The 21,820-nt window shown below is 37.4% G+C and carries 16 protein-coding genes and 1 tRNA gene; 9 read left to right on the top strand and 8 right to left on the bottom strand.

All coding sequences use genetic code 11. From position 1 onward, the window contains the following. Window positions 1–151: 151 nt before the first annotated feature. Window positions 152–1,894 carry a hybrid sensor histidine kinase/response regulator transcription factor gene (locus tag C4S38_RS04800; protein WP_394340840.1) on the bottom strand — a complete coding sequence of 581 codons (1,743 nt, stop codon included), beginning with the start codon at window positions 1,892–1,894 and terminating at the stop codon, window positions 152–154. 628 nt (window positions 1,895–2,522) lie between these two features. Between C4S38_RS04800 and C4S38_RS04805 the strand changes: the two genes are divergently transcribed. Then, window positions 2,523–3,455, top strand: a complete 933-nt coding sequence (locus C4S38_RS04805) for a FimB/Mfa2 family fimbrial subunit (protein WP_103982786.1) — start codon at window positions 2,523–2,525, stop codon at window positions 3,453–3,455. Between the two features lie 1,070 nt (window positions 3,456–4,525). Here C4S38_RS04805 and C4S38_RS04810 read toward each other — a convergent pair. Next, a tRNA-Met gene (locus C4S38_RS04810) sits at window positions 4,526–4,599 on the bottom strand. Between the two features lie 189 nt (window positions 4,600–4,788). On the opposite strand from C4S38_RS04810, the gene C4S38_RS04815 reads away from it, so the two are divergent. The 4 genes from C4S38_RS04815 (at window position 4,789) to C4S38_RS04830 (ending at window position 9,671) form a co-directional block, all read left to right on the top strand. Continuing rightward, window positions 4,789–5,172, top strand: coding sequence for an START-like domain-containing protein (locus C4S38_RS04815; protein ID WP_099464479.1), 384 nt, complete (start codon window positions 4,789–4,791; stop codon window positions 5,170–5,172). A gap of 103 nt (window positions 5,173–5,275) precedes the next feature. Continuing rightward, window positions 5,276–7,168, top strand: coding sequence for an LptF/LptG family permease (locus C4S38_RS04820; RefSeq protein WP_103982769.1), 1,893 nt, complete (start codon window positions 5,276–5,278; stop codon window positions 7,166–7,168). A gap of 11 nt (window positions 7,169–7,179) precedes the next feature. Next, window positions 7,180–8,397, top strand: a complete 1,218-nt coding sequence (locus tag C4S38_RS04825; protein ID WP_099464480.1) for a bifunctional 3,4-dihydroxy-2-butanone-4-phosphate synthase/GTP cyclohydrolase II — start codon at window positions 7,180–7,182, stop codon at window positions 8,395–8,397. A gap of 80 nt (window positions 8,398–8,477) precedes the next feature. After that, window positions 8,478–9,671, top strand: coding sequence for a pyridoxal phosphate-dependent aminotransferase (locus C4S38_RS04830; RefSeq protein WP_103982770.1), 1,194 nt, complete (start codon window positions 8,478–8,480; stop codon window positions 9,669–9,671). A gap of 84 nt (window positions 9,672–9,755) precedes the next feature. On the opposite strand, the gene tsf is transcribed toward C4S38_RS04830, so the two are convergent. The 4 genes from tsf to rplM all read right to left on the bottom strand — a co-directional run bounded on the left by tsf (window position 9,756) and on the right by rplM (window position 12,681). Continuing rightward, window positions 9,756–10,745: a translation elongation factor Ts gene (tsf, locus tag C4S38_RS04835; protein ID WP_099464482.1), complete on the bottom strand. Its 990-nt coding sequence runs from the start codon at window positions 10,743–10,745 to the stop codon at window positions 9,756–9,758. A 111-nt stretch (window positions 10,746–10,856) separates the two neighbouring features. Continuing rightward, window positions 10,857–11,696: a 30S ribosomal protein S2 gene (gene rpsB / locus C4S38_RS04840; protein ID WP_099464483.1), complete on the bottom strand. Its 840-nt coding sequence runs from the start codon at window positions 11,694–11,696 to the stop codon at window positions 10,857–10,859. A 137-nt stretch (window positions 11,697–11,833) separates the two neighbouring features. Next, window positions 11,834–12,220 (bottom strand): 30S ribosomal protein S9, encoded by a 387-nt coding sequence (gene rpsI / locus C4S38_RS04845; protein WP_103982771.1) that lies wholly within the window; start codon window positions 12,218–12,220, stop codon window positions 11,834–11,836. Between the two features lie 5 nt (window positions 12,221–12,225). Then, window positions 12,226–12,681, bottom strand: coding sequence for a 50S ribosomal protein L13 (rplM, locus tag C4S38_RS04850; protein WP_099464485.1), 456 nt, complete (start codon window positions 12,679–12,681; stop codon window positions 12,226–12,228). Window positions 12,682–13,129: 448 nt separating this feature from the next. Here rplM and C4S38_RS04855 point away from each other — a divergent pair, with 448 nt between their 5' ends. Then, entirely contained in the window at window positions 13,130–14,308 is a 1,179-nt protein-coding gene (locus C4S38_RS04855; RefSeq protein ID WP_103982772.1) for a 6-bladed beta-propeller, read from the top strand. Window positions 14,309–15,157: 849 nt separating this feature from the next. Beyond that, entirely contained in the window at window positions 15,158–16,018 is an 861-nt protein-coding gene (locus C4S38_RS04865) for an alpha/beta hydrolase (protein WP_103982774.1), read from the top strand. Window positions 16,019–16,021: 3 nt separating this feature from the next. On the opposite strand, the gene C4S38_RS04870 is transcribed toward C4S38_RS04865, so the two are convergent. Continuing rightward, a complete protein-coding gene (locus C4S38_RS04870) occupies window positions 16,022–16,645 on the bottom strand; it encodes a porin family protein (protein ID WP_394340715.1) in 624 nt (207 codons plus the stop codon). A 153-nt stretch (window positions 16,646–16,798) separates the two neighbouring features. On the opposite strand from C4S38_RS04870, the gene dnaE reads away from it, so the two are divergent. Continuing rightward, complete coding sequence (gene dnaE, locus C4S38_RS04875; RefSeq protein ID WP_103982776.1) at window positions 16,799–20,599, top strand: DNA polymerase III subunit alpha; 3,801 nt, start codon at window positions 16,799–16,801, stop codon at window positions 20,597–20,599. Between the two features lie 91 nt (window positions 20,600–20,690). Then, entirely contained in the window at window positions 20,691–21,005 is a 315-nt protein-coding gene (gene trxA, locus C4S38_RS04880; RefSeq protein ID WP_099464490.1) for a thioredoxin, read from the top strand. Window positions 21,006–21,070: 65 nt separating this feature from the next. On the opposite strand, the gene mnmD is transcribed toward trxA, so the two are convergent. After that, window positions 21,071–21,733, bottom strand: coding sequence for a tRNA (5-methylaminomethyl-2-thiouridine)(34)-methyltransferase MnmD (mnmD, locus tag C4S38_RS04885; RefSeq protein ID WP_103982787.1), 663 nt, complete (start codon window positions 21,731–21,733; stop codon window positions 21,071–21,073). Window positions 21,734–21,820: the final 87 nt, after the last annotated feature.

Raw genomic sequence — 21,820 nt, forward strand, 5'->3', positions numbered from 1 at the left:
AAGTCAACCCGTTTTTTATCAGCACTTTGATAGAAACACACTGTAAAAAGAGAGAAAATACAAGATTTATTTACAGGGCAGGCTAAAAATAAAAAACCTCTCCAATTTAAATTGGAGAGGTTTTTAAAATATGATTTTATTTGATACCGATTTATACAGGCACACCATACTGGGAAGGGGTTACACCGTATTGTTCCGTAAAACGCTTACGGAAAGTAGCCGTATCATTAAATCCAACCATCTCTGCCACCTCTTGCACAGAATATTGTTGGGTAAGAAGAAGTTCTGCCGCTTTTTTAAGACGGACAGTCCGGGTTAACTCTAAAATACTACAATCCGAATATTGTTTTATTTTACGGTATAATGTTGGCAGGCTCATATTCAATGAGTCTGCCAACACCTTTGCCTCAAAGGTGGAATCATCCAAGTGTTGTTCTATATTTTTCATTACTGCATCCATAAACGGGTTGGAATTCTTACTATTTGAAGAAGATATATCAACGGTATCCTCTTCGCCGGAATTAACTCCTGCCGAACCGGCAAAATATTGCCAAAGTTCTTCACGGCGTTTCAATAATCCGTTTATTTTGGTACGAAGTATTTCTATATCAAAAGGCTTTGTAATATAATCGTCTGCCCCCGCTTCTATACCAACAACAATATCTTCACTTTCCACTTTAGCCGTCAGCATAACAACAGGTATCTGAGCAGTACGGCTATCACTCTTAAGTTCGCGGCAAGTTTTTATACCATCTTTTACAGGCATCATTACATCACAAAGAATCAAATCCGGTAATTCCCTGAAAGCCACTTCAAGGCCTTCTTCTCCATTCCGGGCTTCCAGTATCTGATATTCTTTATTAAATATGTGTTTAAGAAACCAACGTATCTGATCGCTATCATCAATAATCAGCAATTTCTTTCCCATCGTAATTTTCTTTTGCGAAATAATCCGGATCAGATTTGCAATCTCTTCTTTTTGATCTTCATTCAATTTAACCAAATCAGCCTCCGGTTCAACAAATTCCACCCGTCTTTCGAGCAAATGTTGTTTCCCTAATGGTAGATATAATGTATAAGAGGTTCCATTATTATTAAGTTCGCGTTTATAAATCCCCCCTATATCATTCACCATATCAATAATCTGTTTCAAACCACGACGAGCAGTTTCGTTTTCATCCAAACCTTCATCTTGAACAGATAAAGCACAATAAGCTTTCTTATCCTTACGAACAACAGAAATATCCAGAATAACTTTTCCATAGCTAAAGGTATTTTTAAATGCATTTGTCAACAAAGTACGCAACGCATATTCAAACTTACGGCGGTCTAGCCAAAGCCACAGCATATCTGTCTGGGTATTAACTCTGAAATCTATATTATTCATAGCAACCCAATCCACAAACAAATCACAAATCTGACGAGACATATCGACCATATCATATCGGGCAATACGCAAATAATTAGCTACATCATTATTAAAACGCGTTCCTACTAACTGATCCGCCAAATCTTGCAGAGCCAGCGTATTACGATAAGCAGAAAGTAGTTGAGTAGACATTTCTTCTCCCGGATTTTTATTTTGGACAATTAAGGCCAGAGAGCCTAATACCAAAGATAACGGAGTTCGCATCTCATGAACCGTTTCGACGAAGAAGGTATCTTGTATATTTTCGGCATCTTTTACAAGTTGGTTTGCTATTTCTTCTTTTTCGGTAACTTCACGCAACATGGCATCATTCTCTTTTATCTTGGCAACAAGCATTTGTTCCAACTCACGCTTATTACCCGACAAAGTAGAAATGGAAATTTCCTGTTGTTTCAGCTTTTCCTGTAATTCATTATTGATCGTTTTCAAACTCGCATTATCGCCTTCTTGTTCTGCAACTTTCATTTTCAATTTTTCATAATCAGACTGCATCTGCATAAAAATACTGACAGATGATTTTTGCCTGAATACATATATAAACAGGGTTAATGAAAATAAAGCCAACAAAATAATTAGAGTAACTTCCATAAGAGTTAAAATTGGTTGTAATTACAGTTTTCAATATCTCAAAATATCGTTCTTATTTTTAAGATACTACATATACAAAGGTCTAAATAAAAATTCATATCAGAAAGTAAATTAAAAGAAAGTTTTGCTATCAAATAATCTTTATTTAATAACAAAAATATTCAACTGCAAATAATTGGATCACCACCTAATGCTATAGATACAAAATAAAACGAACACGCATGATTTTGACATGAATACACCCATATAGACACGTTTAGCACCTATTTTGAAACAATCACAACACATAAAACGCCATTAAACGACTCATTTAACATGTTTTATATTGTATTTTTTAAAATATCCCCAGTTTATATTTGGAAGGATAGAAATAGTATCTACATTTGCAGCATAACGAGGCAAGAAAACCGGATGAGGGTCCGGAATTCAAAGGAAGACAAAAAGAATGAGGGTTCTTCTTCCTTATACAAGTTAAAATTTAATGCATATAAAAAATTCAAAGGTTATGAAAAAAAACGGCATTTCTGCAAGCACTTTTTTTGCAATTACGTTATCATTTGTTATGATATTTTCATTCAATGCATGTTCTTCTGACAGTGAAGATGCTATAAGCAGTGGTATAAATGATACAAAATCAGAGCCTACATCCAATCCATATTCATTAGTAATTAAAACTTTAGCAAAAGGTCAAGATATTACAACAAAAGGCGCCGTTAAAAATGCGACCTTGTTTGTGTTTAATGAGAACAATGAATTTGTAAAACAGATCAACCTTGACAAATCAATTCTTTTACAACGCAAAGCAGTTTCTATAGATTGTCCGGATTCCGACCGGATCACTGTCATTGCGTGGGGTGGTTTATCTGAAGGTGAAAATGTAGTCTCCCTGGATTCAGCAAACATTATTTCCGATTTAAAAATACAATTACAACAGAACAATGGTGTTGTAACGGCTGCTCTCGGTGATTTATTCTATGGACAAATTACATTAAATCGTCCTGTAACCAAATCTTCTGACATTCAAACATTAAACATAGAGCGCAAAGTATCTTCTTTAGCAATCAATACAAAAGGAGTCAATAAAAAATATGGAACGACCGAAGGTTCTTATTATTACAAAGTAAAAAAATCCAAAAGTTCATTTAATTACAACGGAGAATTAACAGGTAATGAAGTTGAATATATTATTCCGGCCTATTTTAACGACAATAACGAGCTTGTTACAGAAACAACCCCAATTTTGCCTGCCTATAATATCGTAATAGAGCTTTATAGAGACAATGAAATGATTTTTTCGAGTAAAAATGCAAAAAATGGCGAAATATCGTCAGCAAACGCAGGAGAACAGGTAAATGTAAATTTTAACATCACACTCAATAATTGTTCTATTAAAGTAACTCCCTGGAACACAATTATTCAAAATGTTACAGTAGGTTAAAAAAATAAGCATTCAATTTTTCATATGCATATCGGCGCACATTCGGATTATTCAGAATGCGCACTCTTTTTTTTCAAATATCCAAATCTTGGCAATAGGAATACATATGTTTTTGATACTTTCGCATATGTAAATATTTGCTAATAAAAAAAACACATACATATACACTGATTGCAAATGTATCATATTGATACGAATACATACCAATATATATTTCCACCCTATAACAGGTAATACTATCAATGAGTGCAAAAATATCACCTGTGATTATTTTACACATATAAATAACACAGAATAAAACACTGATAATACATTTGCATAGCAATATAATATGTTTAACATTTATTAATTATCACAATATACTTCATATAAAAAACTCCATTTATATTTGTAATGTTTACGAGAGATTCTGAGTTTTAACAAGGGTTTATAACTCAATATGGATTTTTCTCGCAGAGTATAGGGTTTATTTTAAGCATATAAATAAAGGAATAGGAAAGGGTAAAATTTTCACAAATTGTTTTTGTTATAAAATATGCCTAATCCTTATTTGAGTTTATCAATAGTTAATGTGCTTTGAGAAAAGAAATTATCTGCTGTAAAATAAGAATATTCATATAATTTTTATTTTACGGAAGTTTTAATGTAGAACAAGTTTGCAAAGTAATTACAGACAACTTTACCAGATGTCTTTAATTTACTAAACAAATATTGACCCTCAATTTTTTATATGCATATTGGCGCACATTCGGATTGTTCCGCGTGTGCGCTCTTTTTTTTTGCATTCGACACAAACACCTCGTTCTTATGATACAAATACACCTTCCGGGGAATTATCCGATAAACTATTTTTGCAAACAGAAGACACAATACAATTTGTGAAATTTTACCCTATACTCTGTTTGTATAAATCCCTTAATTTGTACAAGCAAACCTAATTAATATAACCGTGAGGTTACATAATTATAAACCCCAGATTGCTAAACAATCTGGGGTTTACTTTTTACGGTAGAATCTTAAGTTATACCAAAAAAAAAGGCCTCTGAATATTTCAAAAGCCTTTTTATTTGTAGCGAGACCCGGGATTGAACCGGGGACCTCATGATTATGAATCATGCGCTCTAACCAGCTGAGCTATCTCGCCATCTTTTCTTTGATTGACGCTGCAAAAGTAGAAGTTATTTTTATATTATGCAACATTTAAGCGAAAAAAATCAGCAATTTTCAAGCATTCCAAACTAAATTATTAACTGTGAGAAGTTTTTTTTCAAACAAACTATTGTCTGTTTTCAAATCTTTTGTGTATCTTAGTGCGCAATAAACAGTGTTACCGATGAAAAAAGAAAAATTTCATATCGAATACGTTTTTGAAAAAGTCTCCAGAAGAAGTTTGTGGAATCACCTCACTACCCCACCCGGATTGTCTGCATGGTTTGCAGACAATGTAATCGTAAATGATAATATATACACCTTTATTTGGAACAAAGATCAGGAAAAAGCAAAAGTGTTATCTATGAAAGCAGAAGCCAGCATCCGCTATCGCTGGATGGAAGAAGAAGACGAAAACGCCTATTTCGAATTCATTATACATACAGTGGAGCTCACCGGTGCCACTTCTTTAGAAATTACTGATTTTGCAGAACCTCATGAAAAAGCAGATTCTATTGAATTATGGGACTCGCAAGTAGAAGAATTGAAGAGAACCCTAGGGATTTAGGGTAGTTTTAGAGAAATAGTAAGGTTCATATCGTTTTTTACGCTACTTTTGTCACTCCAATGGAATAAAGGCAATGTTGAAAATAAAACGATTATATACATTTATGCTACAGACTTTCCTGCCGCTGTTTTTAATGACATTCGGCATCTGTCTGTTCATTGTATTGATGCAGTTTCTTTGGAGGTATATAGATGACATGGTTGGAAAAGGGTTAGGAATTCCCGTACTAGCGGAAATGTTTCTATATGCAGCTTTGTTTTTAGTACCTATGGCACTTCCACTTGCCATACTTCTCGCTTCACTGATGACTTTCGGAAATTTAGGAGAGCGGTTGGAATTGTTAGCTATGAAATCTGCAGGCGTATCACTTATACGCATCATGAAACCGCTTATAATAACAATCAGTTTTGTCTGCGTAGGTGCTTTTTACTTTCAGAATAACATCATGCCTATCGCACAGGTCAAGCTCTATACATTATTATATTCCATGAGACAAAAATCTCCCGAGCTGGATATACCGGAAGGTGTATTCTATAAAGAAATCACCGGATTTAATGTATATGTACGCCATAAAGACAATTCATCAGGATTATTAAAAGACATGATGATATACGACTATTCGGAAGGGTTTAATAATGCCCGTATTATTGTTGCCGACTCAGGCCGTCTGAAAACATCAACCAACAAACTATACCTTATATTATCATTATTCAATGGCGAATCTTTTGAAAATTTGAAAAGCCAAGGCACTAACTTGCAAAACAAATCGGCCGTTCCTTATCGTAGAGAAAGCTTTAAAACCAAAGATATTCTGATTGAATTTGATGCCAACTTTACCCGTACTGATGAATCATTCATGCAGAACCAATACATGGGCAAAAAATTGGATGATTTACAAACGTCCATCGACTCTATGACTATGCGATTGGACAGTATAAAGAAAATAAATGCCAAATCTATTGTCGAAAACTCTTACAAAAAGTCCTTAAAATCAAACAAAACCAGGAAAGAAAGCAACGAAACAACAATAGAAAAAAAAGAAGAACCTATTATTGTCATGAACTTTGACAGTCTTTATCTGGCACAAACACCAGGTAGTAAATCGGGACTGCTAACAAGAGCCAAAGCTACTGTTGAAAGCACAAAAAGCGAAAATTATTTTAAAGCTATGACAATAGGCGACGAAGCTTATAAACTCCGACGTCATATAATAGAATGGCACAAAAAATTCACTCTATCTTTTGCCTGCCTGGTATTCTTCTTTATTGGAGCTCCCTTAGGAGCTATCATCCGTAAAGGAGGATTAGGTATGCCTGTTATCATTTCCGTAATTTTGTTCATTTTCTATTATATTATTGATAACATTGGCTTTAAGATGGCCCGTGACGGTGTGTGGACTGCACTAGAAGGTATGTGGCTAAGTTCTGCCATACTTGCCCCACTAGGTATTTTCCTCACCTATAAAGCCGTAAATGATTCTGTAATATTAAATGCAGACACTTACTTAAACGCAATCAAAAATCTGATAGGAAAACGTTCTGGACGCAAAGTTGAAAAGAAAGAAGTTATTATATACAACCCGGATTATCAGAATCTTATTCCACGTATAGAAAAACTGGCGGAAGACAGCAAAATTTACATAGCCACCCATAAACGATGGTTAAACTACATCAAATTCTGGAAGCAAGGAGGCAAAGATCATACAGCCCGGAAATTAGCCGAAGAGATGGAAGCTATAGTCGAAGAACTAAGTAATTCCGATCAAAATCTGATTCTAAACAAACTAATGGATTATCCCATAATAGGAAGTTATGCTAAGTTAAACGATAAAATGACAGGCAAAGTAGGATTGGCCATTGGTCTTTTCATACCAATAGGTCTACCTGTATATTTATTAGCAACATATCAACGCAAATTACTGTGCCATGATATACAGGTGATACAAAAGACAAGCCTTGATTTATTACCTATGATTAATAATTATTGCAAAGATTAAAAACAAACGATATGAGTGAAATCAAATTAAACACTATTGAAGAAGCAATAGAGGATTTTCGCGAAGGGAAATTCTTAATAGTAGTAGATGACGAAGATCGTGAAAATGAAGGTGACTTTATTGTAGCAGCAGAAAAAATAACTCCTGAAAAAGTGAATTTTATGCTCACAAACGGTCGTGGCGTATTATGTGCTCCAATTACGGAAGAACGATGTGAAGAACTTGAACTTGAAATGCAAGTTGCCAACAATACCTCTTTATTGGAGACACCATTTACTGTTACAGTGGACAAATTAGGAGGAAACTGCACAACAGGGGTTTCAATGTACGACCGGGCTGAAACAATACTAGCATTGGCAAACCCAGACACAAAACCTTCCGATTTAGGACGTCCGGGGCACATTAATCCGTTACGTGCCCGTTCCAGAGGTGTATTACGTCGTTCAGGACATACTGAAGCCGCTGTCGATCTGGCTCGTTTGGCCGGACTATATCCGGCCGGTGCGCTAATAGAGATAATTAATGAAGACGGTACTATGGCACGCCTTCCCGAACTTATGGAAGTTTCCAAAAAATTCGGCATCAAAATTATTTGCATCAAAGATTTGATTGCTTACCGCCTTCAAACCGAATCGATTGTTGAAAAAGGAGTAGAAGTAGATATGCCTACGCAATACGGACATTTCCGCCTGATCCCTTTCCGCCAGAAAAGTAACGGATTAGAACATATCGCTCTAATAAAAGGAGATATTAAAAAAGACGAACCATTATTAGTTCGTGTACATTCTTCTTGTGCAACGGGTGATATTTTCGGTTCTATGAGGTGCGAATGCGGAGAGCAATTGCATAAAGCTATGCGCATGATTGAAAAAGCAGAGAAGGGTGTCATTGTATACTTAAACCAAGAAGGGCGCGGAATCGGTTTAATGGATAAAATGAAAGCCTACAAATTACAAGAAAACGGACTGGACACTGTTGACGCCAACTTACACCTCGGACATAAAGCCGACGAACGTGATTATGGAGTTGGAGCTCAAATACTACGCCATATAGGTGTACATAAAATGCGCTTAATGACTAATAATCCGGTAAAACGCGTAGGCTTGGAAGCATATGGTCTGGAAGTGGTGGAAAATGTCCCTATAGAGGTTTCGCCAAACCCATATAATGAATTTTACATGAAGACTAAAAAAGAACGTATGGGACACGTGCTGCACAACATCAAATAATTAACAAAATGTTGTAACAATCCCAATTATTGACTAATTTTGTTGCATCAATATAAAACAACCTATACAAAAGCAATGTCATGACACAAGTTTCAGACCGTTTAGCAAGTCTTTCGCCTTCCGCAACATTGGCGATGTCTCAAAAGAGCAATGAACTAAAAGCTCAAGGTATCGATGTTATTAACTTAAGTGTGGGAGAGCCAGACTTTAATACTCCCGATTACATCAAGAAAGCAGCCAAACAAGCGATTGACGATAACTTTTCACGTTATTCTCCTGTACCGGGTTACCCTGCATTACGAAATGCAATTGTTGCCAAGCTGAAAAAAGAGAACGATCTGGAATATACAGCCAATCAAATCTCTTGTGCGAATGGTGCTAAACAATCCGTTTGCAACACAATCATGGTATTGGTTAATCCGGGCGACGAAGTTATCATCCCTGCTCCTTTCTGGGTTAGTTATCCAGAAATGGTAAAATTGGCAGAAGGGAAGCCTGTAATCGTTACAGCGGGCATCGAGCAAGATTTCAAAATTACTCCAGCACAGCTAGAAGCAGCAATTACTCCAAAAACAAAAGCATTAATTCTATGCTCCCCATCTAATCCGACTGGTTCCGTATATAGCGCAGAAGAATTGTCAGGCTTAGCTAACGTATTAAAGAAATATCCGAATATCATCGTAATAGCTGATGAAATTTACGAACATATCAATTATATAGGTAAACACAATAGCATTGCTTCTGTAGAAGGAATGAAAGATCGCACAGTGATCGTAAATGGTGTTTCCAAAGCATACGCAATGACTGGATGGCGTATCGGCTTCATTGCCGGTCCGGAATGGATCGTTAAAGCAGTTAATAAACTACAAGGGCAATACACTTCCGGTCCTTGTTCCGTATCTCAGAAAGCAGCGGAAGCAGCTTATACCGGTACACAAAAACCCGTTGAAGAAATGCGTAAAGCATTCGAACGTCGTCGTGACCTAATCGTTAAGCAGGCCAAAGAAGTTCCAGGTTTTGAAGTAAACAATCCGGAAGGAGCTTTCTACCTGTTCCCTAAATGCAGCTATTATTTTGGAAAGACAGATGGCACTCATACAATCAATGATTCTGATGATTTAGCTATGTATCTTTTGGAAGTAGCTCACGTAGCTTGTGTTGGTGGTACATCTTTCGGAGCACCTGACTGTATTCGCATGAGTTATGCAACCAGTGATGAAAATATCACGGAAGCAATCAAGCGTATCAAAAAGGCTTTAGCCGCCTTGAAATAAGAAAAATTAAGTTCTTAATAAGAAAAGGGAGACTCTGATTAATTTCGGAGTCTCCCTTTTTATTTCATTCTTTGCTAACGCAAATTATTCGGCACGCAAAGTGAAGCGTTTAAATGATAGTATTTGCAATTCAGGATCAATTTCCTTCATAGTTTCCTTCACTGTCTTCTTACCATCCATAATATCTTCCTGGTTCAATAAGCAAACTTCCTTCAAGAACTTGCTCAGACGACCATTAGCGATATTCTGAATCATTTGCTCCGGTAAATTAGCAGCCTTTTCAGCAGAAACTGTAGCGATAATTTCCTTTGCCTTAGCAACGTCTTCAGCAGTAATCCACCCCTTAGCCATATTGCTTTCCATGTGGTCTTCGCTATCTACGTGTGAAGGATTAATACCTGCTTTCTTCAAAGCAGCTTCTACAGCCTTTTGCACCTGTTCAGCCTTTGTCTTTTCAATTGCCACCTGTATTTCAGCTTCTTTTACTGATTCAGGAACGCCAGCTTCATCAATAGCAATAGGGTTCATGGCAGCGATCTGCATAGCGACGTTGTGAGCAGCTTCTTCTGATTCTTTGTTAAAAGCAACGATCGTACAAAGCTGGTTCTTGCCCATATGATTGTATACAGTAGTGTAAGCACCTTCAACTACGCTATAACCATCCAATTCCATTTTCTCGCCAGTGATACCGCTACGGTCAGTGATAGCTTCCTGGATAGTACCCTTACCCATAGGCAAAGCCTTTACTTCATCCAAAGTCTGACATTTATTAGCCACAGCAGCATCCAGGATAGCCTGAGTCAGCGCTACGAAATCTTCATTCTTAGCCACAAAGTCTGTTTCGCACTTCAAAGCAATGATAGCAGCAAATCCACCGTCTTTTTTTGCCAACACGCAACCTTCAGCAGCTTCGCGGTCAGAACGTTTAGCAGCAATCGCCTGTCCTTTTTTACGGATAATTTCCATTGCCTTTTCGATGTCGCCATCAGATTCAGTCAAAGCCTTTTTGCAATCCATCATACCAGCCCCGCTCATTTTGCGCAGCTTGGTAATATCAGCCATAGTTACAGCCATAATCTTTTTATCTTTTTTTTAATTAGTAGTTAATAAAAAAACGGTGTGCCAACCAGCAGCATAACTAAATGTTAACCGCAAAGTAGACACACCGTAATATTTAAGAATGAGTTATTCTTCTATATCTTTAGCGTACTTATCGGCAACCTTAGCGTTTAACGCATCGTCGTCTTCTTTCTTCGTACGTTCTTTCTTTACCGCAGCTTTTGCTTTACGTTCTTTTTTAGAATCTTCACCAGCAGCTTCAGTATCGATCTTTTCAGCCTTACGTTCTTGCAAACCTTCATTCATTGCTTCGCAGATAGCACCTAAAATAACTTCTACAGATTTTGTAGCGTCATCATTAGCTGGAATTACGAAATCAATGTTATTCGGATCCGAGTTTGTATCAACCATACCGAATACAGGTATACCTAAACGATTAGCTTCACGAACTGCAATATGTTCTTTCATCACGTCTACAACAAACAAAGCTGACGGAAGACGGGTAAGGTCTACGATAGAACCCAATGTCTTTTCCAACTTAGCACGTTGACGAGTAATCTGAAGTTTTTCTCTCTTAGACAGATTATCAAATGTACCATCCTTTGTCATCTTATCGATAGTAGCCATCTTCTTGATAGCTTTACGGATAGTCGGGAAGTTTGTCAACATACCACCCGGCCAGCGTTCGATAACGTAAGGCATGCCTATAGAAGCAGCCTTATCAGCGACAACTTGTTTAGCTTGTTTTTTAGTAGCAACGAAAAGTACTTTCTTACCTTGTTTAGCCAGGTTTTTCATTACTTCTGCTGCTTCATCTACTTTAGCAACTGTTTTATATAAATCAATGATATGAATACCATTGCGCTCCATAAAAATATAAGGAGCCATTGCGGGGTTCCACTTTCTTTTTAAGTGTCCGAAGTGAACTCCGGCTTCTAATAACTGATCAAAATTAACTCTTGACATTGTTTTCTTTTTAAAATCGTTTACATTCTTTGTTTAACTCAATCGTCAGGTAGTCCTCCGGCACATCTGCATGCAAAAGAAATCCCGATAATTTAGATACTAAACGCTTAGTCGTTGTAAGAAACTCACAAATAACATTAACGTTTGCTGAACTGGAATCTCTTACGAGCTTTCGGTTGTCCCGGTTTCTTACGTTCAACAGAACGCGGGTCGCGAGTAACAAAGCCTTCTGCTCTCAAAGCAGGTTTGTCTTCAGGGTTAATCTTTACCAGTGCACGGGCAATTGCCAAACGAGCAGCTTCAGACTGACCTTTGAAACCTCCGCCATCAAGATTGATCTTAATATCATATTGTTCTGCAACGTTCAATTTTGACAACGGTTGCTTTACAATGAACTGAAGGATTGTAGAAGGAAAGTAATTAGCCAGATCACGCTTGTTGATAGTAATCTTTCCCGTACCTTCGCTTACGAATACGCGAGCAACTGCTGCTTTACGTCTTCCTATTGCATTTACTACTTCCATAGTTATTATTTATATGAGTTTATATCGATTGACTTAGGTTGCTGAGCTTCGTGTACGTGCTCTGTTCCTGTATATACATACAGATTCTTCAGTAACTTAGCACCCAGACGATTCTTAGGCAACATACCTTTAACTACTTTACGGTACAGACGGTCTGCGCCTTTATCCAAAAGGTCAGCCGGAGTAAACTCGATCTGTCCGCCGGGATATCCGGTATATCTCACATAAACACGATCGTTCCATTTATTTCCTGTCAGAACGATTTTCTCTGCATTGATGATAATTACGTTATCACCACAATCAACGTGCGGAGTAAAATTTGGTTTGTACTTACCGCGCAAAAGTTTTGCTACTTTTGCACAAAGGCGACCCAATGTCTGGCCTGTTGCATCTACAACAACCCATTCTTTGTTTACAGTTGCTTTGTTTGCAGAAATGGTCTTAAAACTTAAAGTATCCACTGCTTAAAAATAATTTAATTAATAACTCAAAAACGCCTCAGCAACATTGCCACTACGGACACATGAAGTAACAATGTGCTAAGAACTAAACTCTTAGTACAATTTGATAATAATCGGCTTGCAAAGGTACGGCTTTTCTTCTAAATACAAAACTTTTCCACATCTTTTATTATCTATGTGACTGAAAGTTGGAACAATATTTATTGGTTACACCTATTTTGTAGCTAAATCTATCCGAAACAGAATGAACGGTATTGGTAAAATACTCTATATTTATTTTCAACAAATTAAAATGATTCATTTATTCTTACTATGTTTGTAACAAGGATGAATGACTCGCAAGTCAGATCAATTATTTTTCTTTTTCATTACATGACCTTCATTTACCTTCATTCTTATTATCGGTAAAATAATAGCCTCATTCTATACATTACTTAATAAAATACTTATGAAAACAAGACATTTCAGCTTACTAATATCCTTTTTTTTATTGGGAAGCCAAGTAGTAAATTCCCAATCAAAGGTGAGTAACTTGCCTGTATTTGATTTTTCAAAAAATTACCCTCAAAAAAAGATGCGCCTGCAGGATATGGCAGATATTGAGTATGTACCATTGGAAACTACCGATGATATTTTATTGGGTAGAATGGCAACTCTTTCTGCTGTTACCGATAAATACATCCTCATACATGAACCTCAATTAGGTGATATTTTTGTTTTCAACCGCAATACAGGAAAACTATATTCTCATTTTAACCACAAAGGACAAAGTGGTCAGGAATATCTATGGATTAACAATACAATTTTAGATGATAAAAAGGATGAAATCTATGTGTGCTCCCAATTTATCCAGATTTATTCACTAAAAGGCAATTATAAGCGAACGTTGAAAATAAAAGGATTTGGAAATAACATACAAATTCTAAACTATGATGACACATCTTTACTTATCTATGACGAAGTAATTATAGAGCCCGGACATGAGAACAAGACTAAAAAAGCCCCTTACCGACTTATGTCCAAAAAGGACGGCAGTTTGATTTCCATATTGAACTTAGAGTTCTCGAAAAGATATTCAAATAAAATCGTCAAACATGAGGGTAATATGTGGAGACCCATTACATTTATTTATCCCCAAAACATGCATTATGGTTCAGATATCATAATCGCGGATATATCGTCCGACACATTATATCAACTATCTCCAAATAAGGGACTAATCCCTCTATTAACCCGTACTCCATCGACCCATGCCCATGAGCCTCGAAATATATGGACACCTTTTTTAACAACCGACAAATTTATGCTGATAGGTACATTTCTTTTAGATTTTAATCCGAAAGGAGGAGGCCCGATTCCTTCGTTTATGCTTGATTTTAAAACCGGGGAAATAAACAGAGTACCGATTTGGGATACAGAATATGAAACCAAGTCTTGGAGACAAGGGAAATGGACTCCAAATGGAACACCAGCCATTGCAAAAAATATGGCTGCCGAACTGATTCAGGCATCATCAGTCATAGATGCTTACAAAGGCAAACGATTGAAAGGTAATGGCGAGAAAGTTGCGAAGAAACTTCTGGAAGATGATAATCCGGTAGTCAGGATTCTTAAATTCAAGCAATAAAAAACAGGCATAATGAAAACAATTGGCTTAATTGACGAAAAAGTAATAAAACATAACTTGATTAACCTCAAAAATATAGTTTTCGAGGTTACTGAAAAGTGTAATCTGAAATGCAAATACTGCGGATTATCAGAACGACTATACGAAAAATACGATGTAAGAAAACACCGGAACTTACCATTCGAGAAAGTCCGGTTGATGATAGACTATCTCCTTAATTTATGGAAAGAAAACTATGTAGCAGAGACAAATTCACCACTTATTGTGAGTTTTTATGGAGGTGAACCATTACTAAATATGCCTCTGATAGCAAAGAATCATCAATTTATATCGAAGAATCGAATATCGTCAGTCGAAAAATCTACTATTCAATGACCACCAATGCCATGCTACTGGATAAACATATTGATTTTTTGGCCGAAAAAATGAAATTTTTATACGGCAGGCGATAAATACCGAAGATTTTGAAAAGTTGACGATAATGCCTGACGGAAAGGTTTACGCAAATGTAAATGCACCGTCATTGGGCACTATCGACGATTCGACATATTCAATTGTATACTGATGGACAATCTTGGTTTAGACTAAGGACCCAAATTCCATGCAATGACTGTATTTATCAATGGTTGTACCCTTCCCCATCCAATTACGAAATAGTTTTGGATAGGCCGAACCTGTGCCATATAAAAGTTTTATCCTAAAGAAAAAAAAGTTTCATTAGGATGAAACTAAAGTTTCGCCGGTATAAAAAAACAAAACAGTATAGATAAATATGCTCAAATCTGATTTTTATCACTACTTTTACAGCATTCATATAATAAATCATATTTACTTAAATCTACATAATATATGAAAAGCAAACTGATACTTGCCGTCATTTTTTGTTTCTGTTTCTGTTTTACCGGATATTGTCAGAGCAGCACATTCGAGTCGTTGAAGTTTCAAAGCAAAAAACTGGGGAAAGAGGTTTCCTACTCTATCTATCTCCCTTCCGATTATAAAACATCCGAGCGCAATTACCCCGTACTTTATTTATTACACGGATATACAGACGATGAAACAATGTGGCTACAGTCGGGTGAAGTAAAAGCAATTGCAGACCAAGCCATTGCAACAGGCAATGCTACCCAGATGATTATTGTTATGCCAAATGCATGGGATACTTTTTACATTAATCAATACGATGGCAAATTTCCATACGAAGATATGTTTTTTGAAGAATTGATTCCTTTTATAGAAAAAACCTACCGCGCCCGTCCTCAGAAAGATTATCGTGCCATTGCAGGATTATCAATGGGAGGCTACGGTTCATTACTCTATTCGTTACATCATCCGGAATACTTCTCAGCTTGTGCACCACTCAGTGCAGCCATCTTTGACGATAATGTAATGAAACAAAGACAAGAATATTCACACAAGGAACTATTCTCCCGTCTATATGGTCCCGGGTTGGATTATTGGCACAAGAACAGTGTTCTGGAAATTTTATCTGGACTAAACAAAGATAATTTACCTCAGGTACGCTATTATATCGATTGTGGCGATGACGATTATTTATTGGAAGGCAACTACCTGGCCCATAAAATAATGCAAGAAAAAGGGATAAGGCATGAGTTTAGAGTACGTGACGGAGGACATAGCTGGACTTATTGGAGAACAGCTTTGCCTGAAGTATTAAAGTTTGTAAGCCAATCTTTTACAAGAAGCTGAGGGCTAACGAAAAAAGTAGCCTAAAGAAAAGGTGACATTATTCTGATAAACAGATGTTTCACCTTCATTTTTGGCAGCCCGTCTATCCAATGTCCCGCAAAAAGCGGCAATAGAGAAGAAAAAATTACTATACTCTACCCCCAAACCGAGGTTAACACCTAAATCAAACGATTTCAAATCTTTATCTTTGGTTTGTCCAAACAAAATATCCGTGTCCGTTTCCTTATTTTTCATTTTGCCAAATAAGGAATAATCAAATGCAGGACCGGCAAAAATACTGAACCGGACATCCGTAAAAAGGAATGTATATGCCAAATTTACAGGAACTACAATGGAGTAATAAGAACATTTATTCAAATATCCCATACCCTCCATTTGGGGGGCCGAATAATAGGATCCGCCCTGATTAACAAAAGACAGCTCCGGACGAAGCGAAAATCTTTTATACAAAGGTATATCAGCCAATCCCGCCACACTAAAGCCAAAACGGGCTCCCGAATTAAATTCGCCATCCACTTTCTGGATCAAAGACGAATAAGCTCCACCAAAACGTACACCATAAGTAACTTTGGCTGCTACCGGCATAACTAATACCGCCATAAGCAATACCAGTCCTATTTTATGTATAAATAACTTCATAATTGTAGTTCTTTAGCTAAGGCAAATATACATATTTCCACAGGGAGCAATATGTTTTAATCATATTTTAATATTAGAAGATGAGATTTTTGCTTTTTTCGCGTACCTTTACTAGCCAAATTTGATAGCTACACAAACAAAATGGAACCATTCATACATCTACACGTACATACCCAGTATTCTTTACTTGACGGACAAGCATCCATTGACGCATTAATTAACAAAGCATACAATGATGGTATGCGGGCAATAGCCGTGACGGACCACGGCGTGATGTTTGGTATAAAAGAATTCTTCAATAAAGTAAATAAAAAGAACAGTAAACCGCAAGGGATAATCAAGGATTGCGAAAAAGAACTAAAGAAACTCCAGGAGAAAGAAGAACTTAACGAAGATGATAAGCAAAAAGTAACGGAGCTGCAGAAACAAATAGCCGATGCAAAAGCTTCAATTTTCAAACCTATCATCGGATGCGAGTGTTATTGCGCACGTAACGGCCGTAAAATTAAAAACGAGAAAGAAGACCGCAGTGGCTGGCATCTTATTGTACTTGCCAAGAACCTGAATGGTTACAAGAATCTTATAAAAATGGTTTCTCTATCGTGGACTGACGGTTTTTACGGACGCCCGCGTATAGACAAAGAGTTGCTGGAAAAATACCACGAAGATTTAATAATATGTTCTGCCTGTTTAGGAGGGGAAATTCCCCAACACATCATGCACGACAGGATAGATAAGGCTGAAGAGTCCATTTTATGGTTCAAAAATCTGTTTGGCGATGATTATTATCTCGAAATGCAAAGACACGAGACACATAATCCGAATGCAGACTGTACAACTTTTCCCAAGCAACAGGAGGTAAATAAAGTTCTGGTTGAATTAGCCCATAAACACAACATAAAGCTTATTGCCACCAACGACGTCCATTTTGTAAATGAAGATGATGCTGAGGCTCACGATCGGCTGATCTGTTTAAGTACCGGCAAAGATTTGGACGATCCTAACCGTATGCGATACACAAAGCAGGAATGGATGAAAACGACTGCCGAAATGAATGCTATCTTTGCCGATATCCCGGAAGCTTTAAGCAATACGCTCGAAATTGCAGACAAAGTGGAATTCTATTCTATAGACAGCGGTCCTATCATGCCAACCTTTGCCATACCCGAAGATTTCGGAACAGAAGAATCATACAAGCAAAAATATACCGAAAAAGATTTATTTGATGAGTTTACACAGGACGAAAACGGCCAGGTTGTATTGAGTGAAGAAGATGCAAAGTCCAAAATAAAAAAATTAGGAGGATACGAAAAACTATATCGTATCAAACTGGAGGCAGACTACTTACAGAAGCTGGCGTATGAAGGAGCCCGTACCTGTTACGGTGAAAACTTATCAGATGAAGTAAAAGAACGTTTGAATTTTGAGTTACATATCATGAAAACGATGGGCTTCCCCGGTTACTTCCTGATCGTGCAAGACTTCATCAAAGCAGCGCGCGAGGAATTAGGCGTTTCGGTTGGCCCGGGACGTGGTTCCGCAGCAGGTTCTGCCGTAGCATACTGCCTTGGAATTACAAAGATCGACCCTATCAAATACGACTTACTGTTTGAACGCTTCTTAAATCCCGACCGTATCTCTCTGCCTGATATTGATACGGATTTCGATGATGACGGACGTGGTGAAGTACTACGCTGGGTTACCGATAAATATGGAGCTAACAGGGTAGCCCACATTATCACTTATGGCACAATGGCAACCAAATCTGCAATTAAAGACGTTGCACGCGTACAGAAACTTCCGCTATCCGAATCTAACCGTCTGGCCAAACTCGTACCGGATAAAATACCGGATATGAAGAAGTTCAACCTGAAAGATGCCATTGAATACGTTGCCGAATTAAAAGATGCAGCAACAGGTAATGACCCATTGGCCCGGGATACTTTGAAATACGCCCAAATGTTGGAAGGCAACGTTCGTAACACCGGTGTACACGCTTGCGGTGTAATCATAGGGCGTTATGATATTTCGGATGTCGTACCGGTTAGTACTGCCAAAGATAAAGACACCGGCGAAGAAATGCTCGTTACCCAATACGAAGGTTCGGTTATTGAAGAGACCGGACTTATCAAAATGGACTTCTTGGGTTTAAAAACCCTTTCAATCATAAAAGAAGCCATTGAAAACATTGAACTGACAACCGGCCATGTTTTAGATATAGACCACGTAAGCCTGGAAGACCCGAAGACATTCGAACTCTATTGTTGTGGAAAAACAACTGGAACATTCCAGTTTGAATCGGCAGGTATGCAAAAATATTTAAAAGAGCTTCAACCATCCAAGTTCGAAGACCTTATTGCCATGAATGCCCTGTACCGTCCGGGACCTATGGATTACATTCCTTCTTTCATAGCACGTAAACATGGAAAGGAAGAAATCAAATACGATATTCCGGTCATGGAACGTTATCTGGAAGATACTTATGGCATTACCGTGTACCAGGAACAGGTCATGCTTCTATCCCGCTTGCTGGCGAACTTCACCCGTGGAGAAAGTGACGCCTTACGTAAAGCAATGGGTAAGAAGTTGATTGAAAAGATGAATCATCTGAAATCAAAATTCCTGAGTGGCGGCAAAGCGAATGGGTACAAAGAAGAAACACTAAACAAAATATGGGCAGACTGGGAAAAATTTGCTTCTTATGCATTCAATAAGAGTCATGCTACATGCTATTCGTGGGTAGCTTACCAGACAGCCTACCTGAAAGCAAACTATCCTTCGGAATATATGGCTGCCGTACTAAGCCGAAGTTTATCCAACATTGTGGATATCACTAAATTCATGGACGAATGCAAAGCCATGGGTATCCAGGTTTTAGGACCCGACGTAAACGAATCTATATTGAAATTCAGTGTCGATAAAAACAAAAATATCCGTTTTGGTCTTGGAGCTGTGAAAGGGGTTGGCGAAGCTGCCGTACAGAATATTATAGAAGAGCGGAAAAAAAATGGTCCGTTCAAAAATATCTTTGATTTTGTGGAACGTGTAAATCTAACGGCATGTAACAAGAAGAATATCGAATCTATGGCATTGGCTGGAGCATTCGACAACTTTGGCATTCAACGCGAACAATTCTTTGCAGAAAGCATCAAGGGAGAAACCTTCCTCGAAACACTGGTACGTTATGGTAACAAATTTCAGACAGACAAAAACACGGCATCCAATTCATTATTCGGAGACGATAACTTTGTAGCTATCGCCAAACCCGAAGTTCCTCAATGTGAACGATGGAGCGACCTCGAAAAATTGAATAAAGAGAAGGAATTAGTTGGTATTTACCTATCTGCACACCCGCTGGATGAATATCGTATCATATTAACATATGTATGCAATACCGGTATGGCCGAAATAAACGACCGGGAAAGCCTGAAAGGGCGGGAACTGTTATTAGGAGGTATCGTTACTGGATTCCGCGAAGGTACCACTAAAATGGGTAAACCGTACGGTATACTTAAAATAGAAGATTTTACCGGAAGTGGCGAAATTGCGCTATTCGGCAACGATTATATAGAGTATAGCAAATACGGAAAAATGGGAATGTATCTACTTATTACAGCACGCGTAGAGCCGCGGCGCTGGAAAGAAGATGAACTTGACTTCCGTATCAGCTCTATTCGTTTACTACAAGATGAAAAAGACAAATTAATCGAAAAAATAAATATCACCGTCCCTATCCATGATTTGGATGAACCGACCATCAATGAATTATCGGTTCTGATAAAGAACAATCCGGGTCATAGTCTGTTATTTTTTAAAGTAGTGGATGGCGAACACAATATTTCCCTAAATCTATTCTCTCAGAATGTACGATTAAACGTAACACGCGAGTTAGTAGACTTTCTGCAGGAGAACGAAAATATTGATTTCAAAATTAATGGTTGATATTGTTTGGTGAAGAAAGAATTCGTACTTTTGACTCGCTATCTGATAAATAATTAATCAGTTAACAAAAGAAACATAAAACAAATATAGTATGGCTTTACAAGTTACAGATGAAAATTTCAAAGAGTTGATAGACTCTGGAAAACCTATGGTCCTTGATTTTTGGGCAGAGTGGTGTGGTCCTTGCCGTATGGTAGCTCCTATCATTGATGAGCTGGCAACAGAATATGAAGGACGTGTAACAATTGGAAAAATGGATGTAGACAACAATAACGAAGTCGTTGGTGAATATGGCATCAGGAATATCCCCACTGTATTATTTTTCAAAGACGGAAATGTTGTCGATAAAATTGTAGGTGCAACTACAAAAGACAAATTCATAGCAAAAATAGAATCTCTTCTTTAAAAGAAAACAGAATAAAGGATCAGGCTGCCAAAAATTCTAAAAACGAATTTTGGTAGCCTGATCCTTTATATCTTCTTTCCGTACAACATATGACGTTTTCCCGGAGGTCCCGGAAGACGGCTCATAGCATAACCCGCTTTCTGCATCATACGGCGCACCTCTCCTTTAGCACAATACGTTACGATTATACCACCCGGTGCAGTGTAAGAATATAAACGGTCAAAAATGGCTTGTGTCCACATCTCCGGCTGTTTATCCGGTGCAAAAGCATCAAAATAAATTAAATCGATATCCACAGGTAAGTCACAGACATTACTGTCTCCTTCAATTTTACACAAAGTAAAATTATCAGAAATTTTTTCTGGCATATTCCATTTGGCAAAATGCAGTTTTTCAAATAAATCTTTTCTGTCCGGCCAAATAATCTTGCCATAGTTTAAAGAACTTATCAGTTCCATGTTTAACGGATATAATTCTATGGAATGGTATTCAACCTTAAGCCTGGAATTTTCTTCAACATCCCGCAAAGTAAGAAACGCATTTAGCCCGGTACCAAAACCGATTTCCAATATTCTAACAAACTCTTTTTGTATGGAATGTAGCCCTGCTTCAATAAAAACATGCATCGCTTCCTGAATTGCACCGTTTACCGAATGGTAGTGTTCGTCCATAGATGGGATAAACAAAGTGTGACTTCCATCTGCAGTAAGTTGCAATATTTTTTTCATCATATATCTTTTCTTTTCGCAAAAGAACTAAAAATATAAGCATCCTACAAACGCAACCCACAATTTATCAATTGAATAATCTTTGAT

This window comes from Parabacteroides chinchillae, from assembly GCF_900108035.1.
GTDB lineage: Bacteria > Bacteroidota > Bacteroidia > Bacteroidales > Tannerellaceae > Parabacteroides > Parabacteroides chinchillae.